This is a genomic window from Streptomyces roseolus (assembly GCF_014649855.1).
Lineage (GTDB): Bacteria > Actinomycetota > Actinomycetes > Streptomycetales > Streptomycetaceae > Streptomyces > Streptomyces roseolus.
Genome location: NZ_BMTV01000016.1, coordinates 30,812 through 49,077, shown reverse-complemented (window position 1 = coordinate 49,077; position 18,266 = coordinate 30,812). Strand labels below are relative to the sequence as shown.

Annotated in this window: 17 protein-coding genes; 15 read left to right on the top strand and 2 right to left on the bottom strand. The window is 71.2% G+C overall.

Annotated features, from left to right (window positions below; translation table 11 throughout):
- From pdxT to IE245_RS19835, 10 genes are all read left to right on the top strand, one after another.
- Complete coding sequence (gene pdxT / locus IE245_RS19880) at positions 1–591, top strand: pyridoxal 5'-phosphate synthase glutaminase subunit PdxT (protein ID WP_189949453.1); 591 nt, start codon at positions 1–3, stop codon at positions 589–591.
- A 63-nt stretch (positions 592–654) separates the two neighbouring features.
- On the top strand, positions 655–1,407 hold the full coding sequence (locus tag IE245_RS19875) for a YebC/PmpR family DNA-binding transcriptional regulator (protein WP_189949450.1): 753 nt from the start codon (positions 655–657) through the stop codon (positions 1,405–1,407).
- 117 nt (positions 1,408–1,524) lie between these two features.
- Positions 1,525–2,055, top strand: a complete 531-nt coding sequence (ruvC, locus tag IE245_RS19870) for a crossover junction endodeoxyribonuclease RuvC (RefSeq protein WP_189949449.1) — start codon at positions 1,525–1,527, stop codon at positions 2,053–2,055.
- The gene (gene ruvA / locus IE245_RS19865) at positions 2,052–2,684 is read left to right on the top strand and encodes a Holliday junction branch migration protein RuvA (protein ID WP_189949447.1); all 633 of its coding nucleotides are present in this window, start codon (positions 2,052–2,054) and stop codon (positions 2,682–2,684) included. The genes ruvC and ruvA overlap by 4 nt, the downstream gene beginning before the upstream one ends.
- Positions 2,685–2,722: 38 nt before the next feature.
- Positions 2,723–3,814, top strand: coding sequence for a Holliday junction branch migration DNA helicase RuvB (gene ruvB / locus IE245_RS19860; protein ID WP_189949445.1), 1,092 nt, complete (start codon positions 2,723–2,725; stop codon positions 3,812–3,814).
- A 201-nt stretch (positions 3,815–4,015) separates the two neighbouring features.
- A complete protein-coding gene (yajC, locus tag IE245_RS19855) occupies positions 4,016–4,450 on the top strand; it encodes a preprotein translocase subunit YajC (RefSeq protein WP_189949678.1) in 435 nt (144 codons plus the stop codon).
- A gap of 148 nt (positions 4,451–4,598) precedes the next feature.
- Positions 4,599–6,362 carry a protein translocase subunit SecD gene (secD, locus tag IE245_RS19850; RefSeq protein ID WP_189949443.1) on the top strand — a complete coding sequence of 588 codons (1,764 nt, stop codon included), beginning with the start codon at positions 4,599–4,601 and terminating at the stop codon, positions 6,360–6,362.
- A gap of 1 nt (position 6,363) precedes the next feature.
- A complete protein-coding gene (secF, locus tag IE245_RS19845; protein ID WP_189949442.1) occupies positions 6,364–7,440 on the top strand; it encodes a protein translocase subunit SecF in 1,077 nt (358 codons plus the stop codon).
- Entirely contained in the window at positions 7,437–7,988 is a 552-nt protein-coding gene (locus IE245_RS19840) for an adenine phosphoribosyltransferase (protein ID WP_189949439.1), read from the top strand. The genes secF and IE245_RS19840 overlap by 4 nt, the downstream gene beginning before the upstream one ends.
- A 245-nt stretch (positions 7,989–8,233) precedes the next feature.
- A complete protein-coding gene (locus IE245_RS19835) occupies positions 8,234–10,684 on the top strand; it encodes a RelA/SpoT family protein (RefSeq protein ID WP_189949437.1) in 2,451 nt (816 codons plus the stop codon).
- A 77-nt stretch (positions 10,685–10,761) separates the two neighbouring features.
- Here the strand turns inward: IE245_RS19835 and IE245_RS19830 are convergent, their stop codons facing one another.
- Both IE245_RS19830 and IE245_RS19825 read right to left on the bottom strand, forming a co-directional pair.
- The gene (locus IE245_RS19830; protein ID WP_189949435.1) at positions 10,762–11,991 is read right to left on the bottom strand and encodes a DUF349 domain-containing protein; all 1,230 of its coding nucleotides are present in this window, start codon (positions 11,989–11,991) and stop codon (positions 10,762–10,764) included.
- A 227-nt stretch (positions 11,992–12,218) separates the two neighbouring features.
- A complete protein-coding gene (locus IE245_RS19825; RefSeq protein ID WP_189949432.1) occupies positions 12,219–12,971 on the bottom strand; it encodes a peptidylprolyl isomerase in 753 nt (250 codons plus the stop codon).
- 154 nt (positions 12,972–13,125) lie between these two features.
- On the opposite strand from IE245_RS19825, the gene IE245_RS19820 reads away from it, so the two are divergent.
- The 5 genes from IE245_RS19820 (at position 13,126) to rpsD (ending at position 18,237) form a co-directional block, all read left to right on the top strand.
- The gene (locus IE245_RS19820; RefSeq protein ID WP_189949430.1) at positions 13,126–13,833 is read left to right on the top strand and encodes an MBL fold metallo-hydrolase; all 708 of its coding nucleotides are present in this window, start codon (positions 13,126–13,128) and stop codon (positions 13,831–13,833) included.
- Positions 13,834–13,844: 11 nt separating this feature from the next.
- Positions 13,845–15,107, top strand: coding sequence for a histidine--tRNA ligase (hisS, locus tag IE245_RS19815; protein ID WP_189949427.1), 1,263 nt, complete (start codon positions 13,845–13,847; stop codon positions 15,105–15,107).
- Positions 15,108–15,244: 137 nt separating this feature from the next.
- On the top strand, positions 15,245–15,859 hold the full coding sequence (locus tag IE245_RS19810) for a vitamin K epoxide reductase family protein (protein WP_189949425.1): 615 nt from the start codon (positions 15,245–15,247) through the stop codon (positions 15,857–15,859).
- 46 nt (positions 15,860–15,905) lie between these two features.
- Positions 15,906–17,255, top strand: coding sequence for a replication-associated recombination protein A (locus tag IE245_RS19805; protein WP_189949423.1), 1,350 nt, complete (start codon positions 15,906–15,908; stop codon positions 17,253–17,255).
- A gap of 367 nt (positions 17,256–17,622) precedes the next feature.
- A complete protein-coding gene (gene rpsD, locus IE245_RS19800; RefSeq protein WP_030745475.1) occupies positions 17,623–18,237 on the top strand; it encodes a 30S ribosomal protein S4 in 615 nt (204 codons plus the stop codon).
- Positions 18,238–18,266 lie beyond the last annotated feature (29 nt).

Genomic DNA, 18,266 nt, shown 5'->3' with positions numbered 1-18,266 from the left:
ATGAGCACCACCCCCGTGATCGGAGTCCTGGCCCTCCAGGGCGACGTACGGGAGCACCTGATCGCCCTGGCCGCGGCGGACGCCGTGGCCAGGCCGGTCCGGCGCCCCGAAGAGCTCGCCGAGGTCGACGGCCTGGTCCTCCCCGGTGGCGAGTCCACCACCATCTCCAAGCTGGCCGTCCTCTTCGGCCTCATGGAGCCGGTCCGTGAGCGGATCGCCGCGGGCATGCCGGTCTACGGCACCTGCGCCGGCCTGATCATGCTCGCCGACAAGATCCTCGACCCGCGCTCGGGCCAGGAGACCTTCGGCGGGATCGACATGATTGTGCGCCGCAACGCCTTCGGGCGGCAGAACGAGTCCTTCGAGGCCGGAGTCACCGTCGCGGGCATCGACACACCCGTCGAGGGCGTCTTCATCCGCGCTCCCTGGGTGGAGTCCGTCGGCGCGGAGGCCGAGGTGCTGGCCCGGCACGACGGCCACATCGTCGCCGTCCGCCAGGGCAAGGTCCTCGCGACCTCCTTCCACCCCGAGCTCACCGGCGACCACCGCGTCCACGAGCTCTTCGTGGACATGGTGCGCGCGGATCGGTGACGTGATCCCGGTAGGATCTCTGGGGTTCGTCCAAGAAGTTGGTTACGCGAAGGAGACAGGCAGATGTCCGGCCACTCTAAATGGGCTACGACGAAGCACAAGAAGGCCGTGATCGACGCCAAGCGCGGCAAGCTCTTCGCGAAGCTGATCAAGAACATCGAGGTCGCGGCCCGCACCGGCGGTGCCGACCTGGACGGCAACCCGACGCTGTTCGACGCCGTGCAGAAGGCCAAGAAGTCGTCGGTCCCCAACAAGAACATCGACTCGGCGATCAAGCGCGGCGGCGGTCTCGAGGCCGGCGGCGTCGACTACGAGACGATCATGTACGAGGGCTACGGCCCGAACGGCGTCGCGGTGCTCATCGAGTGCCTCACCGACAACCGCAACCGCGCCGCCTCCGACGTGCGCGTCGCCATGACCCGCAACGGCGGCTCCATGGCCGACCCGGGCTCGGTGTCGTACCTGTTCAACCGCAAGGGCGTCGTGATCGTCCCCAAGGGCGAGCTGACCGAGGACGACGTCCTCGGCGCCGTCCTCGACGCCGGCGCCGAGGAGGTCAACGACCTCGGCGAGACCTTCGAGGTGCTCAGCGAGGCCACCGACCTGGTCGCGGTCCGCACCGCGCTCCAGGAGGCCGGCATCGACTACGACTCGGCCGACTCCAGCTTCGTCCCGACCATGCAGGTCGAGCTCGACGAGGAGGGCGCGCGCAAGATCTTCAAGCTGATCGACGCCCTGGAGGACAGCGACGACGTGCAGAACGTCTTCGCCAACTTCGACGTCAGCGACGAGGTCATGGAGAAGGTCGACGCCTGAGCGCGGCCTTCCCGACAGCGGGCCGACGGGGACACACCCCGTCGGCCCGCTGCGTTGTCGGTGGCACCCGATAGCCTGCACGAATAGCCGATCGAAGGATCCGAGGGAGGGGTGGGCATGCGCGTACTGGGAGTGGATCCCGGGCTCACCCGGTGTGGCGTCGGCGTGGTCGAGGGCGTCGCGGGACGGCCGCTGACCATGCTCGGGGTCGGCGTGGTCCGCACCCCCTCCGACGCCGACATCGGCCACCGCCTCGTCGGCATCGAGCGCGGCATCGAGGAGTGGATCGACCGCTTCCAGCCCGAACTGGTCGCCGTGGAGCGGGTGTTCAGCCAGCACAACGTCCGTACGGTGATGGGCACCGCCCAGGCCAGCGCGGTCGCCATGCTCTGCGCCGCCCGACGCGACATCCCCGTCGCCCTGCACACCCCCAGCGAGGTCAAGGCCGCCGTCACCGGCTCCGGACGCGCCGACAAGGCCCAGGTGGGCGCCATGGTCACCCGGGTGCTGAGGCTCGCCGCCCCGCCCAAGCCGGCCGACGCCGCCGACGCGCTCGCCCTCGCCATCTGCCACATCTGGCGGGCCCCCGCCCAGAACCGCCTCCAGCAGGCCGTCGCCCTGCACGCCTCGAAAGGCCGCACGTCATGATCGCCTTCGTCAGCGGCCCGGTCGCCGCCCTCGCCCCCACGACAGCGGTCGTCGAGGTCGGCGGCGTCGGCATGGCCGTCCAGTGCACGCCGAACACCCTGGCCGGCCTCCGGGTCGGCGAGCACGCCCGGCTCGCCACCTCCCTCGTCGTCCGAGAGGACTCCCTCACCCTGTACGGCTTCGCCGACGACGACGAGCGCCAGGTCTTCGAGCTGCTCCAGACCGCCAGCGGCGTCGGCCCCCGGCTCGCCCAGGCCATGCTCGGCGTCCACAGCCCCGACGCGCTCCGCCTCGCCGTCTCCACCGGCGACGAGAAGGCCCTCACGGCCGTCCCCGGCATCGGCAAGAAGGGCGCCCAGAAGCTCCTCCTGGAACTGAAGGACAAGCTCGGCCAGCCCCTCGGCAGCAGCGGACTCGTCGGCCAGCAGCGCGCCGTCGCCACCGGCCCGGCCCCCTGGACCGAGCAGCTCACCGCCGCCCTCGTCGGCCTCGGCTACGCGAGCCGCGAGGCCGAGGAGGCCGTCGCCGCCGTCACCCCGCAGGCCGAGGCCGCGCTCGCCGAGACCGGCTCCGCGCCCGTGCCCCAGCTGCTGCGCGCCGCCCTCCAGACGCTCAACCGAGCCCGCTGACCGCGGCCGACCCCGCCCGTACGAAGGAAGACACCACCGTGAACTGGGACGACGAGACGGCGACCGCCGCCGAGGACCGGATCGTCGGCGCCGCCGCCGAGGGGGACGACCAGGCCGTCGAGGCCGCCCTGCGCCCCAAGGACCTCGGCGAGTTCATCGGCCAGGAGAAGGTCCGCCAGCAGCTCGACCTCGTCCTCAAGGCCGCCCGCCAGCGCGGTGCCACCGCCGACCACGTGCTGCTCTCCGGCGCCCCCGGCCTCGGCAAGACCACCCTCTCCATGATCATCGCCGCGGAGATGAACGCGCCGATCAGGATCACCTCCGGCCCCGCCATCCAGCACGCCGGCGACCTCGCCGCGATCCTCTCCTCCCTCCAGGAGGGCGAGATCCTCTTCCTCGACGAGATCCACCGGATGTCCCGGCCCGCCGAGGAGATGCTCTACATGGCGATGGAGGACTTCCGCGTCGACGTCATCGTCGGCAAGGGCCCCGGCGCCACCGCCATCCCCCTCGACCTGCCGCCCTTCACCCTCGTCGGCGCCACCACCCGGGCCGGTCTGCTGCCGCCCCCGCTCCGCGACCGCTTCGGCTTCACCGCCCACATGGAGTTCTACGAGCCGCACGAGCTGGAGCGGGTCGTGACCCGCTCCGCCGGCCTCCTCGACGTCGAGATCGACCCGGCCGGCGCCGCCGAGATCGCCGGCCGCTCCCGCGGCACGCCCCGCATCGCCAACCGGCTGCTGCGCCGGGTCCGCGACTACGCCCAGGTGAGGGCCGACGGAGTGATCACCCGCGAGATCGCCGGAGCCGCCCTCGGCGTGTACGAGGTGGACAGCCGCGGCCTCGACCGCCTCGACCGGGCCGTCCTGGAGGCCCTGCTGAAGCTCTTCGGCGGCGGCCCCGTCGGCCTCTCCACCCTCGCCGTCGCCGTGGGGGAGGAGCGCGAGACCGTCGAGGAGGTCGCCGAACCCTTCCTCGTACGGGAGGGACTGCTGGCGCGCACACCCCGTGGCCGGGTCGCCACGCCGGCGGCGTGGACCCACCTCGGACTGGTTCCCCCGCAGGCAGCGGGCCCGGCAGGGGCTTCCGGAGCGGCGGGATCCGGACAACAGGGGCTCTTCGGCGCCTGAGGCCGCTGTGACGGGTGGGTGACGGCGCGGAGTCTCGCCCGACGAGGAACCACGGTGCCATGCTGGGCGTTGTTCCATCGATGCGGACTCGCCTAGACTCCGCCGATGCCGCCCTTTCCGGCGGCGTACCCACCCCCGAAGACCAGGCCGCGGGTTCTCCGTGACCGTGCGAAGGATTTCCGTCCCGTGAATAACATCGGCATGCTCCTCCCGTTCATCGTGCTCATCGGGGCGATGTTCCTGATGACCCGCTCGGCCAAGAAGAAGCAGCAGCAGGCGGCGGAGATGCGCAACCAGATGCAGCCCGGCACCGGCGTACGCACGATCGGGGGAATGTACGCCACCGTCAAGGAGATCCAGGACGAGACCGTCCTGCTCGAGGTCGCGCCCGGCGTCCACGCCGTCTACGCGAAGAACGCCATCGGCGCGGTCCTCGACGACTCCGAGTACAACCGGATCGTCCACGGCGACACCGACGAGGACGTCGCCGACGACTCCGAGACCGTCGTCCCGGACGACGCCTCCTCGCTGACCGAGGCCGCCGACGAGGCGCCCAAGGCCGACCTGACGAAGAAGTCGGACACGGCCGAGGTCGAGAAGGACGGCAAGGCCGACGGCGAGACCGAGGCGAAGTAAGCCGCATCCGGCACCGCGGCCCCACGCCCACCGGCGCGGCCGCGGCCGGACACGGTCCGACGTCTGCGGGGGATGGTCCCCACACACACTTCGTGGCCTCCGTGCGCCCACCCGGCGCCCGGACGGTTTGGACAGGGAGAAACGACAGGTGGCAGCACCGAAGAAGGGTCGAAGGCCGGCGGGGGGACAGAGCCGGCCCGGCCGCGCCCTGGCGCTCATTCTGATCGCCATGGTCGCGCTCACCGGCGGCATGTTCTGGTCGGGGCACACCACCCCGCGCCTCGGCATCGACCTCGCCGGCGGCACGTCGATCACGCTCAAGGCCAAGGCGGAGCCCGGCCAGGAGTCCGCGGTCAACGAGACCAACATGAACACGGCGGTCGGCATCATCGAGCGCCGTGTCAACGGTCTCGGCGTCTCCGAGGCCGAGGTCCAGACGCAGGGCCGCGAGAACATCATCGTCAACATCCCCAAGGGGACGAACGAGAAGCAGGCCCGCGAGCAGGTCGGCACCACCGCCCAGCTCTACTTCCGGCCCGTTCTCGCTGTCGCTGCCGCCACGCCCGAGCCGGCGCCCACCGCGAGCGGCTCCACTGCGCCGAAGCCCTCCTCGTCCGCGAGCGACAAGAAGTCGGCCACGCCCAGCGCCACCGCTTCCACCCAGGGCCGTGCGCTCTCCGAGGCCCTCAAGGCCCCGAACGCGACGGGCACGCCCACGCCCACCGGCTCCGCCTCCGGCGCGCCGAAGGCGAGTGAGACCCCGAAGGCGAGCGGCACCCCGCAGGCGACCCCGTCGGCGGACGCCGCCACCGCCGCGCTCCAGGAGAAGTTCGCCACGCTGAACTGCCTCGACCCGAAGGCGCGAGCCGCCGTGGGCCAGGGAGTCAAGCCCAGCGAGTCCACCGTGGCCTGTGGCGAGGACGCCCCCGGAGTCTGGTCGAAGTACCTGCTCGGTCCGGCCGAGGTCGAGGGCCGTGACGTCGACGACGCCAAGGGCGTCCTCGACCAACAGCGTGGCATGTGGATCGTGACCATGGACTTCACCGAAGCGGGCTCGAAGAAGTTCCAGTCGATCACCGGCAAGCTTTCGCAGCAGGCCGATCCGCAGAACCGCTTCGCGATCGTCCTCGACGGCAATGTCGTCTCGGCGCCCTCGGTCCGCCAGACGCTCAGCGCCAGTGCGGAGATCTCCGGCAACTTCAACCAGCAGTCCGCCCAGGACCTCGGGAACATCCTGTCCTACGGTGCGCTCCCGCTGACCTTCGACACCCAGAGCGTCGACACCGTCACCGCCGCCCTCGGCGGCGAGCAGCTGGAGGCCGGTCTCATCGCCGGCGCCATCGGCCTCGCCCTGGTCGTCATCTACCTGGTGGTCTACTACCGCGGCCTGTCGTTCATCGCGATCCTCAGCCTCGGCGTCTCCGCCCTGCTCACCTACGTGATCATGGCCCTGCTCGGCCCGGCCATCGGCTTCGCGCTGAACCTGCCGGCCGTCTGCGGCGCCATCGTCGCCATCGGCATCACCGCGGACTCGTTCATCGTGTACTTCGAGCGCATCCGCGACGAGATCCGCGAGGGCCGCACCCTGCGTCCGGCCGTCGAGCGCGCCTGGCCGCGCGCCCGCCGCACCATCCTGGTCTCCGACTTCGTGTCGTTCCTCGCCGCCGCGGTGCTCTTCATCGTCACCGTCGGCAAGGTCCAGGGCTTCGCGTTCACGCTCGGCCTGACCACCCTGCTCGACGTCGTCGTGGTGTTCCTCTTCACCAAGCCGGTGATGACCCTGCTCGCCCGCACGAAGTTCTTCGGCGACGGCCACAAGCTGTCCGGCCTGGACCCGAAGAGCCTCGGCGCCAAGCCGCCGCTGCGCCGCACCCGCCGTACGACCGCCCCCGTCGACCCGAAGGAGGCGTGAGATGTCGAAGCTCGGAGATCTCGGCGCCCGGCTCCACCGCGGTGAGGTCGGTTACGACTTCATCGGCAACCGCAAGATCTGGTACGGCCTGTCCATCCTGATCACCATCACGGCCATCGTCGCCCTGGCCGTCCGCGGCCTCAACATGGGCATCGAGTTCCAGGGCGGCGCCGTCTTCACCACCCCGAAGACGGACGTCACCGTCAGCCAGGCCACCGAGTACGCGGAAGAGGCCTCCGGCCACGACGCGATCGTCCAGCAGCTCGGCAACGGCTCCCTGCGCATCCAGGTCGGCGGTCTCGACACCGAGCAGTCCGACCAGGTCCGCACCGAGCTGGCCAAGGACCTCAACCTCCCCGAGGACAAGATCGCCGCCGAGCTGGTCGGCCCCAGCTGGGGCGAGCAGATCGCCAACAAGGCGTGGACCGGCCTCGGCGTCTTCATGATCCTCGTGGTGATCTACCTGGCCATCGCCTTCGAATGGAGAATGGCCGTCGCGGCGCTGATCGCGCTGATCCACGACCTCACGATCACGGTGGGCATCTACTCGCTGGTCGGCTTCGAGGTCACGGTCGGCACGGTGATCGGTCTGCTGACCATCCTCGGTTACTCGCTGTACGACACCGTCGTCGTCTTCGACTCCCTCAAGGAGCAGACGAAGGACATCACGAAGCAGACCCGCTTCACCTACAGCGACATGGCCAACCGCTCGATCAACGGCACCCTGGTCCGTTCCATCAACACCACCGTGGTGGCGCTGCTGCCCGTCGCCGGCCTGCTCTTCATCGGCGGCGGCGTCCTCGGCGCCGGCATGCTGAACGACATCTCGCTGTCGCTCTTCGTGGGTCTGGCCGCCGGTGCCTACTCCTCGATCTTCATCGCCACCCCGCTCGTCGCCGACCTCAAGGAGCGCGAGCCGGCGATGAAGGCGCTGAGGAAGCGCGTCCTCGCCAAGCGCGCCTCCGCCGCCGACCGCGGCGAGGACGGCCTGGACGACGGCACCGACGCGGGCGAGGCCGCGGTCGTCGGACCGCGCACCGCCGCCCGCCGGGGCCGCGCCGAGGAGCGCCGAGGATGACCGCCGAGGCCCAGGACGTGACCGGCCTGCTGCTCAGCCGGATCCGCGACGTCCCCGACTACCCGAAGCCGGGCGTGCTGTTCAAGGACATCACGCCGCTGCTCGCGGACCCGGAGGCGTTCACGGCCCTCACCGACGCCCTCGCCGCCCTGTGCTCCGCGCACGGCGCGACGAAGATCGTCGGCCTGGAGGCCCGCGGCTTCATCCTCGCGGCACCGGTCGCCGTCCGCGCGGGCCTGGGCTTCGTCCCGGTCCGCAAGGCCGGCAAGCTCCCCGGGGCCACGCTCCGGCAGGCGTACGAGCTGGAGTACGGCACCGCCGAGATCGAGGTGCACGCCGAGGACCTGGCCGCGGGTGACCGCGTCATGGTCATCGACGACGTCCTCGCCACCGGCGGCACCGCCGAGGCCTCCATCGAGCTGATCCGCCGCGCCGGCGCCGAGGTCGCCGGCGTCGCGGTCCTCATGGAACTGGGCTTCCTCCCGGGCCGCGCCCGCCTGGAACCCGCCCTCAAGGGCGCTCCGCTCACCGCGCTGATCACCGTCTGAGAAGCGGCCGCGTCGGATCCATCGGGTTCCGGCCCAGGGGCGCCCCGGGAATTCCCGGGGCGCCCCCGGCGTTTGCCCCGGTACGTTCGCGGAAGGGGCCGGAGAAGCGGTTCCCGGCCCCGGTCCGTCACCCGGGCGCGTGAGCACGGGGCCCCGTGGCTCGATACGATGGCCTTTCCGGGCCTGACCGGGGGACCCGGAACCTCCCCCAGACGCCGTCCGGGGAGACTCCAGAGGAGCGCTCTTTGCCAGACGAGGCCCAGTCACTCTCCGCCGCGCAGCCCGACCCCCAGGCCCACCAGGCCGCGCAGGGGACCGGCACGCCCCAGGACAAGCCCGCGGAGACCAGGCCGAAGCCTGCTGCGCCCGCTCCCGCGCCGAACTCCGCGCCCACCCGCTCCGGCGGGTCCTCCAACCGGGTGCGCGCCCGCCTCGCCCGGCTCGGGGTGCAGCGCTCGTCGCCGTACAACCCGGTCCTCGAACCCCTGCTGCGGATCGTCCGCTCCAACGATCCGAAGATCGAAACGGCCACTTTGCGCCAGATCGAGCGGGCCTACCAGGTCGCGGAGCGCTGGCACCGCGGCCAGAAGCGCAAGAGCGGCGACCCGTACATCACCCACCCGCTCGCCGTCACCACCATCCTCGCCGAGCTCGGCATGGACCCGGCGACGCTGATGGCCGGCCTCCTGCACGACACCGTCGAGGACACCGAGTACGGCCTGGAGGACCTGCGCCGCGACTTCGGCGACCAGGTCACCCTCCTCGTCGACGGCGTCACCAAGCTCGACAAGGTCCGGTTCGGCGAGGCCGCGCAGGCCGAGACCGTCCGCAAGATGGTCGTCGCCATGGCCAAGGACCCCCGGGTCCTCGTCATCAAGCTCGCCGACCGCCTGCACAACATGCGCACCATGCGCTACCTCAAGCGGGAGAAGCAGGAGAAGAAGGCCCGCGAGACCCTGGAGATCTACGCCCCGCTGGCCCACCGGCTGGGCATGAACACCATCAAGTGGGAGCTGGAGGACCTCGCCTTCGCGATCCTCTACCCCAAGATGTACGACGAGATCGTCCGGCTCGTCGCCGAGCGCGCCCCCAAGCGGGACGAGTACCTCGCGATAGTGACCGACGAGGTCCAGACCGACCTGCGCGCCGCCCGCATCAAGGCGACCGTCACCGGCCGCCCCAAGCACTACTACAGCGTCTACCAGAAGATGATCGTCCGCGGCCGTGACTTCGCGGAGATCTACGACCTGGTCGGCATCCGCGTCCTCGTGGACACCGTCCGCGACTGCTACGCGGCCCTCGGCACCGTCCACGCGCGATGGAACCCGGTCCCCGGCCGGTTCAAGGACTACATCGCGATGCCGAAGTTCAACATGTACCAGTCGCTGCACACGACGGTCATCGGTCCCAACGGCAAGCCGGTCGAGCTGCAGATCCGCACCTTCGACATGCACCGCCGCGCCGAGTACGGCATCGCCGCGCACTGGAAGTACAAGCAGGAGGCCGTCGCCGGCGCCTCCAAGGTCCGCACCGACGTGCCGAAGAACGCGGGCAAGGACGACCACCTCAACGACATGGCGTGGCTGCGCCAGCTGCTCGACTGGCAGAAGGAGACCGAGGACCCGGGCGAGTTCCTGGAGTCCCTCCGCTTCGACCTCTCGCGCAACGAGGTCTTCGTCTTCACGCCCAAGGGCGACGTCATCGCGCTGCCCGCCGGCGCCACCCCCGTCGACTTCTCCTACGCCGTCCACACCGAGGTCGGGCACCGCACCATAGGGGCCCGGGTCAACGGCCGCCTCGTGCCGCTCGAGTCCACCCTCGACAACGGCGACCTCGTCGAGGTCTTCACCTCCAAGGCGCCCGGTGCCGGCCCCTCCCGCGACTGGCTCGGCTTCGTCAAGTCCCCGCGTGCCCGCAACAAGATCCGCGCCTGGTTCTCCAAGGAGCGCCGCGACGAGGCCATCGAGCAGGGCAAGGACGCCATCGCGCGGGCCATGCGCAAGCAGAACCTGCCGATCCAGCGGATCCTCACCGGCGACTCCCTCGTCACCCTCGCCCACGAGCTGCGCTACACCGACATCTCCTCGCTGTACGCGGCGATCGGCGAGGGCCACGTCACGGCCCAGTCCATCGTGCAGAAGCTGGTGCAGGCGCTCGGCGGCGAGGAGGCCGCCACCGAGGACATCGACGAGACGGCCCCGCCGGCCCGAGGCCGCTCCAAGCGGCGCTCCAACGCCGACCCGGGCGTGGTCGTCAAGGGCGTCGAGGACGTGTGGGTCAAGCTCGCCCGCTGCTGCACCCCGGTGCCCGGCGACCCGATCATCGGTTTCGTCACCCGTGGCAGCGGCGTCTCGGTCCACCGCAGCGACTGCGTCAACGTCGACTCGCTGTCCCGGGAGCCGGAGCGGATCCTGGAGGTCGAGTGGGCCCCGACCCAGTCCTCGGTCTTCCTGGTCGCCATCCAGGTCGAGGCGCTGGACCGCTCCCGGCTCCTCTCGGACGTCACGCGGGTCCTCTCGGACCAGCACGTCAACATCCTCTCGGCGGCCGTCCAGACCTCCCGCGACCGGGTGGCCACCTCCCGCTTCACCTTCGAGATGGGCGACCCCAAGCACCTGGGGCACGTCCTCAAGGCGGTCCGGGGCGTCGAGGGCGTGTACGACGTCTACCGCGTGACCAGCGCGCGGCGCCCGTAGCCGCACCCCGGTACGCACACGGGAAGGGCCCCCGGCACGCGCCGGGGGCCCTTCCTCGTACCGCTGCTCCTACGGGATCAACCGCCGAACTCCTCCAGGCCCTTCAGGGCCTGGTCGAGCAGGGCCTGGCGGCCCTCCAGCTCCTTGGCGAGCTTGTCGGCCTTGGCGTCGTTGCCCGCCGCCCGGGCCGCGTCGATCTGCTTGCGCAGCTTCTCGACGGCGTCCTGGAGCTGACCGGTGAGACCCGCGGCACGCGCGCGTGCCTCCGGGTTGGTGCGGCGCCACTCGGCCTCCTCGGCCTCCTGGATCGCCCGCTCCACCGCCTGCATCCGGCCCTCCACCTTCGGGCGGGCGTCGCGCGGCACGTGGCCGATGGCCTCCCAGCGCTCGTTGAGCGCGCGGAAGGCGGCACGGGCGGCCTTCAGGTCCGTCACCGGCAGCAGCTTCTCGGCCTCGCCGGCGAGCTCCTCCTTCAGCGCCAGGTTCTCGGTCTGCTCCGCGTCCCGCTCGGCGAAGACCCCGGACCGGGCCGCGAAGAAGACGTCCTGGGCGCCGCGGAAGCGGTTCCACAGGTCGTCCTCGTGCTCGCGCTGCGCGCGCCCCGCGGCCTTCCAGTCGGCCATGAGCTCGCGGTAGCGGGCCGCGGTCGCGCCCCAGTCGGTCGAGTTCTGCAGCGCCTCGGCCTCGGCGACCAGGCGCTCCTTGGTCTTGCGGGCCTCCTCGCGCTGCGCGTCGAGCTGGGCGAAGTGGGCCTTGCGGCGCTTGGAGAAGGCCGAGCGGGCGTGCGAGAAGCGGTGCCACAGCTCGTCGTCGGACTTCCGGTCGAGCCGGGGCAGGCCCTTCCAGGTGTCCACGAGCGCCCGCAGCCGCTCGCCGGCGACCCGCCACTGCTCGCTCTGCGCCAGCTCCTCGGCCTCGGTGACCAGGGCCTCCTTGGCGGCGCGGGCCTCGTCGGCCTGCTTGGCCTTCTGCGCCTTGCGCTCCTCGCGGCGCGAGTCCACCGACGCCACGAGCTTGTCCAGACGGGCGGAGAGCGCGGCCAGGTCGCCGACGGCGTGGTGCTCGTCGATCTGCTGCCGGATGTGCTCGATCGCCGTCTGGGCGTCCTTCGCCGAGAGGTCGGTGGTCTTCACCCGCTTCTCGAGGAGGCCGATCTCGACAACCAGGCCCTCGTACTTGCGCTCGAAGTAGGCCAGCGCCTCCTCGGGGGTGCCCGCCTGCCAGGATCCGACGACCTTCTCACCCTCGGCCGTCCGCACGTACACGGTGCCCGTCTCGTCGACACGGCCCCACGGGTCGCTGCTCACAGCGCCTCCTCACCATGATGCCCTCGTCGGGGTGGTGACCCCCGGGCATCGTCCACAGTTCCTGGGCGGGCCTCGCCCGCCTTCCGCCGCGCGTCCGACGATCGGACCGCGCCGCACAACGCCAATCTAGGCGAACGGCGGCCCGGCTGTCCGCACTCGGCGCCACCGAAATTCCACGGTGACGCGGGTGCGGACGTCCGGGCCGCCGTCGCTCCGGGCCCCCGGCGTCACTTCGCGGAGACGGTCGCCTTCTCGATGGTGACCGGCTTCTTCGGGGCCCCGTCGCCCTGGCCGCCCTCGGCACCCGCGGCGCCGACCTTCTGCACCGCCGCCAGACCCGCCGCGTCGATCGTGCCGAAGGGGGTGTACTGCGGCGGCAGCTTCGAGTCCTTGTAGACGAGGAAGAACTGCGAGCCGCCGGTGCCCGGCTGCCCCGTGTTGGCCATGGCGACCGTGCCGGCCTTGTACGTGACCTTGCCGTCGGCGCCGGCCTTGCCCAGGGCGTCGAGGTTCTCGTCCGGGATGGTGTAGCCGGGGCCGCCCATGCCGGTGCCCTCCGGGTCGCCGCACTGGAGGACGAAGATCCCGGCGGTGGTGAGCCGGTGGCACTTGGTGCCGTCGAAGTACTTCTTGTCGGCGAGGTGCTTGAAGGAGTTCACCGTGCGCGGGGTCTTCGCCGCGTCCATGGTGATCGTGATGTCGCCCTCGTTGGTCTTCAGGGCCATGGCGTAGGAGCCCTTGGCCTCGATGCCCATCTTCGGCTCGCCGCTCGGGGCCTCCGCCTCGGTGTTCTTGGAGTCGTCCCCCAGGAACTGCACCGAGGCGTACACCGCTCCGCCCGCGGCGAGCACCACCGCGAGGGAGGCCGCGATCACGGTGTTGCGGCGTTTGGCCTTGCGCTGCGCCTCCGCCCGTCGCTGCTGCTGGCGCGCGTACTTGTCCCTGGCGAGCTGCCGCCGCCGCTGATCGCTGGTGACCACCGGGTCCGCTCCTTGTCGGTCGTGTGTTCCTGTCCTGGCCGGATGTGCCCGTACCGTATACGGGTTGGCTGTGGAATACGCAGCGCCGGTAGGCTCTGATCTGCTGCATTCCGCAAGGCCGCAGTCATCTGCCGGACGACACAGAAGGACGATCGTGCTGATTGCCGGGTTCCCCGCCGGGGCCTGGGGCACCAACTGCTACGTGGTCGCCCCCGCCGCAGGCGAGGAGTGCGTCATCGTCGACCCGGGCCACCAGGCCGCCCAGGGAGTCGAGGAGACGCTGAAGAAGCATCGGCTCAAGCCCGTCGCGGTGGTCCTCACCCACGGCCACATCGACCACGTCGCCTCCGTCGTCCCGGTCTGCGGCGCCCACGACGTACCCGCGTGGATCCACCCCGCCGACCGGTACATGATGAGCGACCCGGAGCGCGCCCTCGGCCGCTCCATCGGGATGCCGCTCATGGGCGAGCTGACCGTGGGCGAGCCGGACGACGTGCACGAGCTCACCGACGGCGCCGGGCTGAAGCTCGCCGGCATGGAGTTCTCCGTCGCGCACGCGCCCGGTCATACCAAGGGGTCGGTGACCTTCCGGACGCCGGAGACGACGGAGATCCCCTCCGTCCTCTTCTCCGGCGACCTGCTGTTCGCCGGCTCCATCGGACGCACCGACCTGCCCGGCGGTGACATGGACGAGATGCTCGCGTCGCTGACCCGCGTGGTCCTGCCGCTCGACAACTCGACCGTCGTCCTGTCCGGCCACGGTCCCCAGACGACCATCGGCCAGGAGCGCGCCACCAACCCGTACCTGCGGCAGGTGGCCTCCGGCCTCGGGAGCACGGACGCTCCCCGACGAGGAATGTGACGAGAACCTCCGTGAGCACCTTTCAGGCCCCCAAGGGCACGTACGACCTGATCCCCCCGCGCTCCGCCGTCTTCCTGGCGGTCCGGGACGCCATCTCCACCCAGGCGAGGAACGCCGGCTACGGCTACGTCGAGACCCCCGGCTTCGAGGACGTGAACCTCTTCGCCCGCGGCGTCGGCGAGTCCACCGACATCGTCACCAAGGAGATGTACACCCTCACCACGAAGGGCGGCGACCAGCTCGCCCTGCGCCCCGAGGGCACCGCCTCCGTGCTCCGCGCGGCCCTCCAGGCCAACCTCCACAAGCAGGGCAACCTGCCGGTCAAGCTCTGGTACTCCGGCTCCTACTACCGGTACGAGCGCGCCCAGGCCGGCCGCTACCGCCACTTCTCGCAGGTCGGCGCCGAGGCGATCGGCGCCGAGGACCCGGCGCTCGACGCCGAGCTGATCATCCTGGCCGACCAGGCCTACCGCTCCCTCGGCCTGCGCCAGTACCGCATCCTGCTGAACTCGCTCGGCGACAAGGAGTGCCGCCCCGTCTACCGCGAGGCCCTGCAGACCTTCCTGCGCGGTCTCGACCTCGACGAGGAGACGCTGCGCCGCGCCGAGATCAACCCGCTGCGGGTCCTCGACGACAAGCGCGCGGACGTGCAGAAGCAGCTCGTCGACGCGCCGCTGCTCCGCGACTACCTGTGCGACGCCTGCAAGGCGTACCACGAGCAGGTCCGCGAGCTGATCACCGCCGCCGGCGTGGTCTTCGAGGACGACCCGAAGCTGGTCCGCGGCCTCGACTACTACACCCGGACCACCTTCGAGTTCGTCCACGACGGCCTCGGCTCCCAGTCCGCCGTCGGCGGCGGCGGCCGCTACGACGGCCTCTCCGAGATGATCGGCGGCCCCTCGCTGCCGTCCGTCGGCTGGGCGCTAGGCGTCGACCGGACCGTCCTCGCCCTGGAGGCGGAGGGCGTCGAGCTGGACCTTCCGGCCGCCACCAGCGTCTTCGCCGTGGCGATCGGCGAGGAGGCCCGCCGCGTCCTCTTCGGCAAGGTCACCGAGCTGCGCCGGGCCGGCATCGCCGCCGACTTCTCCTTCGGCGGCAAGGGCCTCAAGGGGGCCATGAAGGACGCCAACCGCTCCGGCGCCCGGATCGCCCTGGTCGCCGGCGAGCGCGACCTCGCCGAGGGCGTGGTCCAGGTCAAGGACATGGGGTCCGGCGAACAGCGCGCGGTCGCCCTCGACGGCGTCCTGGACGCCGTCCGGGACCTGCTCGGCTGACGCCCGCACCCGGGGGGAAGGGCCCGGTCCGCCGCGTGCGGCCGGGCCCTTCCTTATGCCCCGCGAACGCCCGATGGCGTACGCCTTGTTGCAGAATGGCGGGGGCCGCCGGGCCCGCGAGCGAGGGAAAAGGACAGATGAGAGAAGCCGCTACGGAGACGACGGGGACGCCGGGGACCATCGGCGCGAGCAAGGGCCTCGCCTGGCTCCTGGTGATCACCGGAGCGGCCGGGCTCCTCGCCGCCTGGGTCATCACCCTCGACAAGTTCAAGCTCCTGGAGGACCCGAACTTCGTCCCCGGGTGCAGCCTCAACCCCATCGTTTCCTGCGGGAACATCATGAAGAGCGAGCAGGCCTCGGTCTTCGGCTTCCCCAACCCCATGCTCGGCCTGGTCACCTACGGCATGGTGATCGCCATCGGCGCCGGCCTCCTCGCGGGCGCCCGCCACCGCCGCTGGTACTGGCTCGGCCTCAACGCCGGCACCCTCTTCGGCGTCGGCTTCTGCACCTGGCTCATGCAGCAGTCCCTGTACGAGATCAACTCGCTGTGCCTCTGGTGCTGCCTCGCCTGGGTCGCCACCATCGTCATGTTCTGGTACGTGACCTCGCACAACGTCCGCGCGGGCGTCGTCCCCGCCCCGGCCGGCCTGCGGACCTTCTTCGCCGAGTTCACCTGGGTCCTGCCCGTCCTGCACATCGGGATCATCGGCATGCTGATCCTGACCCGCTGGTGGGACTTCTGGACGAGCTGACCGGCGGCCCCCGGCTTGTCGGTGGCGTGACCTAGGCTTCATGGACGTGGAGCCCGACCTTTTCACCGCAGCCGCCGAAGAGCGCCAGGAGAAGGACCCGTCCAGCAGCCCGCTGGCGGTCCGGATGCGCCCCCGCACCCTCGACGAGGTGGTGGGCCAGCGGCACCTTCTCAAGCCCGGCTCGCCGCTGCGGCGGCTCGTCGGGGAGAGCGGAGGCCCCGCCGGCGCCTCCTCGGTGATCCTCTGGGGCCCGCCGGGCATCGGCAAGACCACCCTCGCGTACGTGGTCTCCAAAGCCACCGACAAGCGCTTCGTCGAGCTCTCCGCGATCACCGCCGGCGTCAAGGAGGTCCGGGCCGTCATCGACGGCGCCCGCCGCGCCTCCGGCGGCTACGGCAAGGAGACCGTCCTCTTCCTCGACGAGATCCACCGCTTCTCCAAGGCGCAGCAGGACTCCCTGCTCCCCGCCGTCGAGAACCGCTGGGTCACCCTCATCGCCGCCACCACCGAGAACCCCTACTTCTCGGTGATCTCCCCGCTCCTCTCCCGCTCCCTGCTCCTCACCCTGGAACCGCTCACCGACGAGGACCTCAGCGGCCTCATGGACCGGGCCGTCACCGAGGAGCGCGGCCTCGGCGGCGCCGTGGAGCTCCAGGACGACGCCCGCGCCCACCTGCTGCGGATCGCCGGCGGCGACGCCCGGCGCGCCCTCACCGCCCTGGAGGCCGCCGCCGGCGGCGCCCTCGCCAAGGGCGAGCGGGAGATCACCCTGCGGACCGTGGAGGAGGCCGTCGACCGGGCGGCCGTGACGTACGACCGGGACGGCGACCAGCACTACGACGTCGCCAGCGCCCTCATCAAGTCCATCCGCGGCTCCGACGTGGACGCGGCGCTGCACTACCTCGCCCGCATGATCGAGGCGGGGGAGGACCCCCGCTTCATCGCCCGCCGCCTGATGATCTCCGCCAGCGAGGACATCGGCCTCGCCGACCCGCAGGCCCTGCCGCTCGCCGTCGCCGCCGCCCAGGCCGTCGCCATGATCGGCTTCCCGGAGGCCGCCCTCACCCTCAGCCACGCCACCATCGCCCTGGCGCTGGCCCCCAAGTCCAACGCCGCGACGACCGCGATCTCCGCCGCCCGCGAGGACGTCAGGAACGGCCTCGCGGGACCCGTACCGGCCCACCTCCGCGACGGCCACTACAAGGGCGCCGCCAAGCTCGGCCACGCCCAGGGGTACGTCTACCCGCACGACGTGCCCGGCGCGATCGCCGCCCAGCAGTACGCCCCCGACGCCCTGCACGGCAAGCGGTACTACGAGCCCACCCGCTACGGCGCCGAGGCCCGCTACGCGGACGTGGTCGAGAAGGTCCGCGGGCGCCTGAAGGGCGACGGCTGACCGACGGCCGGGCCGGCCCGGGACCCCGGGCGGCGGCACTCCGGGGAGCCGGTACACTGGTCGGGATCGCTGCGTCCCGTGTCCGGCCCCAGGCCGGCGCCACCAGAGCGGGACGATCAGCAGGAGACCCGGCCCCCGGGCGGGGTCTCCAGGAGTGTCGCGCACCTCGAAGGTGTCGCGTGCCACCCACCACCCCCCGGGTTCCCGGGACCGGCGGTGGGTCGTTCGCGTGCTGCACGTACGTGCCCAGACCGGGAAGCGGCTGCCCGACGGGTCCCTCGCGGACCCGGAGGGTTTTTCCGGCTGCGGATTGCGACCTCCCTAACCACTGGTGAAGCCGTATTCGTTCAGATAGAGAGGTTGGTTCATGGCGAACCAGGCCCGCCCCAAGGTCAAGAAGTCGCGTGCCCTCGGCATCGCGCTGACGCCGAAGGCCGTCAAGTACTTCGAGGCCCGCCCCTACCCGCCGGGCGAGCACGGCCGCGGCCGCAAGCAGAACTCGGACTACAAGGTCCGTCTGCTCGAGAAGCAGCGTCTGCGTGCCCAGTACGACATCAGCGAGCGCCAGATGGCGCGCGCCTACGACCGCGCCAAGAAGGCCGAGGGCAAGACGGGCGAGGCGCTGGTCGTCGAGCTCGAGCGCCGCCTCGACGCCCTGGTCCTGCGTTCGGGCATCGCCCGCACCATCTACCAGGCCCGTCAGATGGTCGTCCACGGCCACATCCAGGTCAACGGCGGCAAGGTCGACAAGCCGTCCTTCCGCGTCCGTCCCGACGACGTCGTGATGGTCCGCGAGAAGTCCCGCGCGAAGACCCTGTTCCAGGTCGCCCGCGAGGGTGGCTTCGCCCCCGACGGCGAGACCCCGCGCTACCTCCAGGTCAACCTGAAGGCCCTGGCCTTCCGCCTGGACCGCGAGCCGAACCGCAAGGAGATCCCGGTCATCTGCGACGAGCAGCTGGTCGTCGAGTACTACGCCCGCTGATTTCGGCAGCGCGCAGGACTCACCCCCGC

Excerpts from the sequence above, each read along its gene's own strand:
- pdxT (WP_189949453.1), top strand. The coding sequence starts at position 1 with ATGAGCACCACCCCCGTGATCGGAGTCCTGGCCCTCCAGGGCGACGTA.
- IE245_RS19810 (WP_189949425.1), top strand. The coding sequence starts at position 15,245 with ATGAGAGAAGCCGCTACGGAGACGACGGGGACGCCGGGGACCATCGGC.
- ruvC (WP_189949449.1), top strand. The coding sequence starts at position 1,525 with ATGCGCGTACTGGGAGTGGATCCCGGGCTCACCCGGTGTGGCGTCGGC.
- rpsD (WP_030745475.1), top strand. The coding sequence starts at position 17,623 with ATGGCGAACCAGGCCCGCCCCAAGGTCAAGAAGTCGCGTGCCCTCGGC.
- secF (WP_189949442.1), top strand. The coding sequence starts at position 6,364 with ATGTCGAAGCTCGGAGATCTCGGCGCCCGGCTCCACCGCGGTGAGGTC.
- yajC (WP_189949678.1), top strand. The coding sequence starts at position 4,016 with ATGCTCCTCCCGTTCATCGTGCTCATCGGGGCGATGTTCCTGATGACC.
- ruvA (WP_189949447.1), top strand. The coding sequence starts at position 2,052 with ATGATCGCCTTCGTCAGCGGCCCGGTCGCCGCCCTCGCCCCCACGACA.
- IE245_RS19840 (WP_189949439.1), top strand. The coding sequence starts at position 7,437 with ATGACCGCCGAGGCCCAGGACGTGACCGGCCTGCTGCTCAGCCGGATC.
- IE245_RS19875 (WP_189949450.1), top strand. The coding sequence starts at position 655 with ATGTCCGGCCACTCTAAATGGGCTACGACGAAGCACAAGAAGGCCGTG.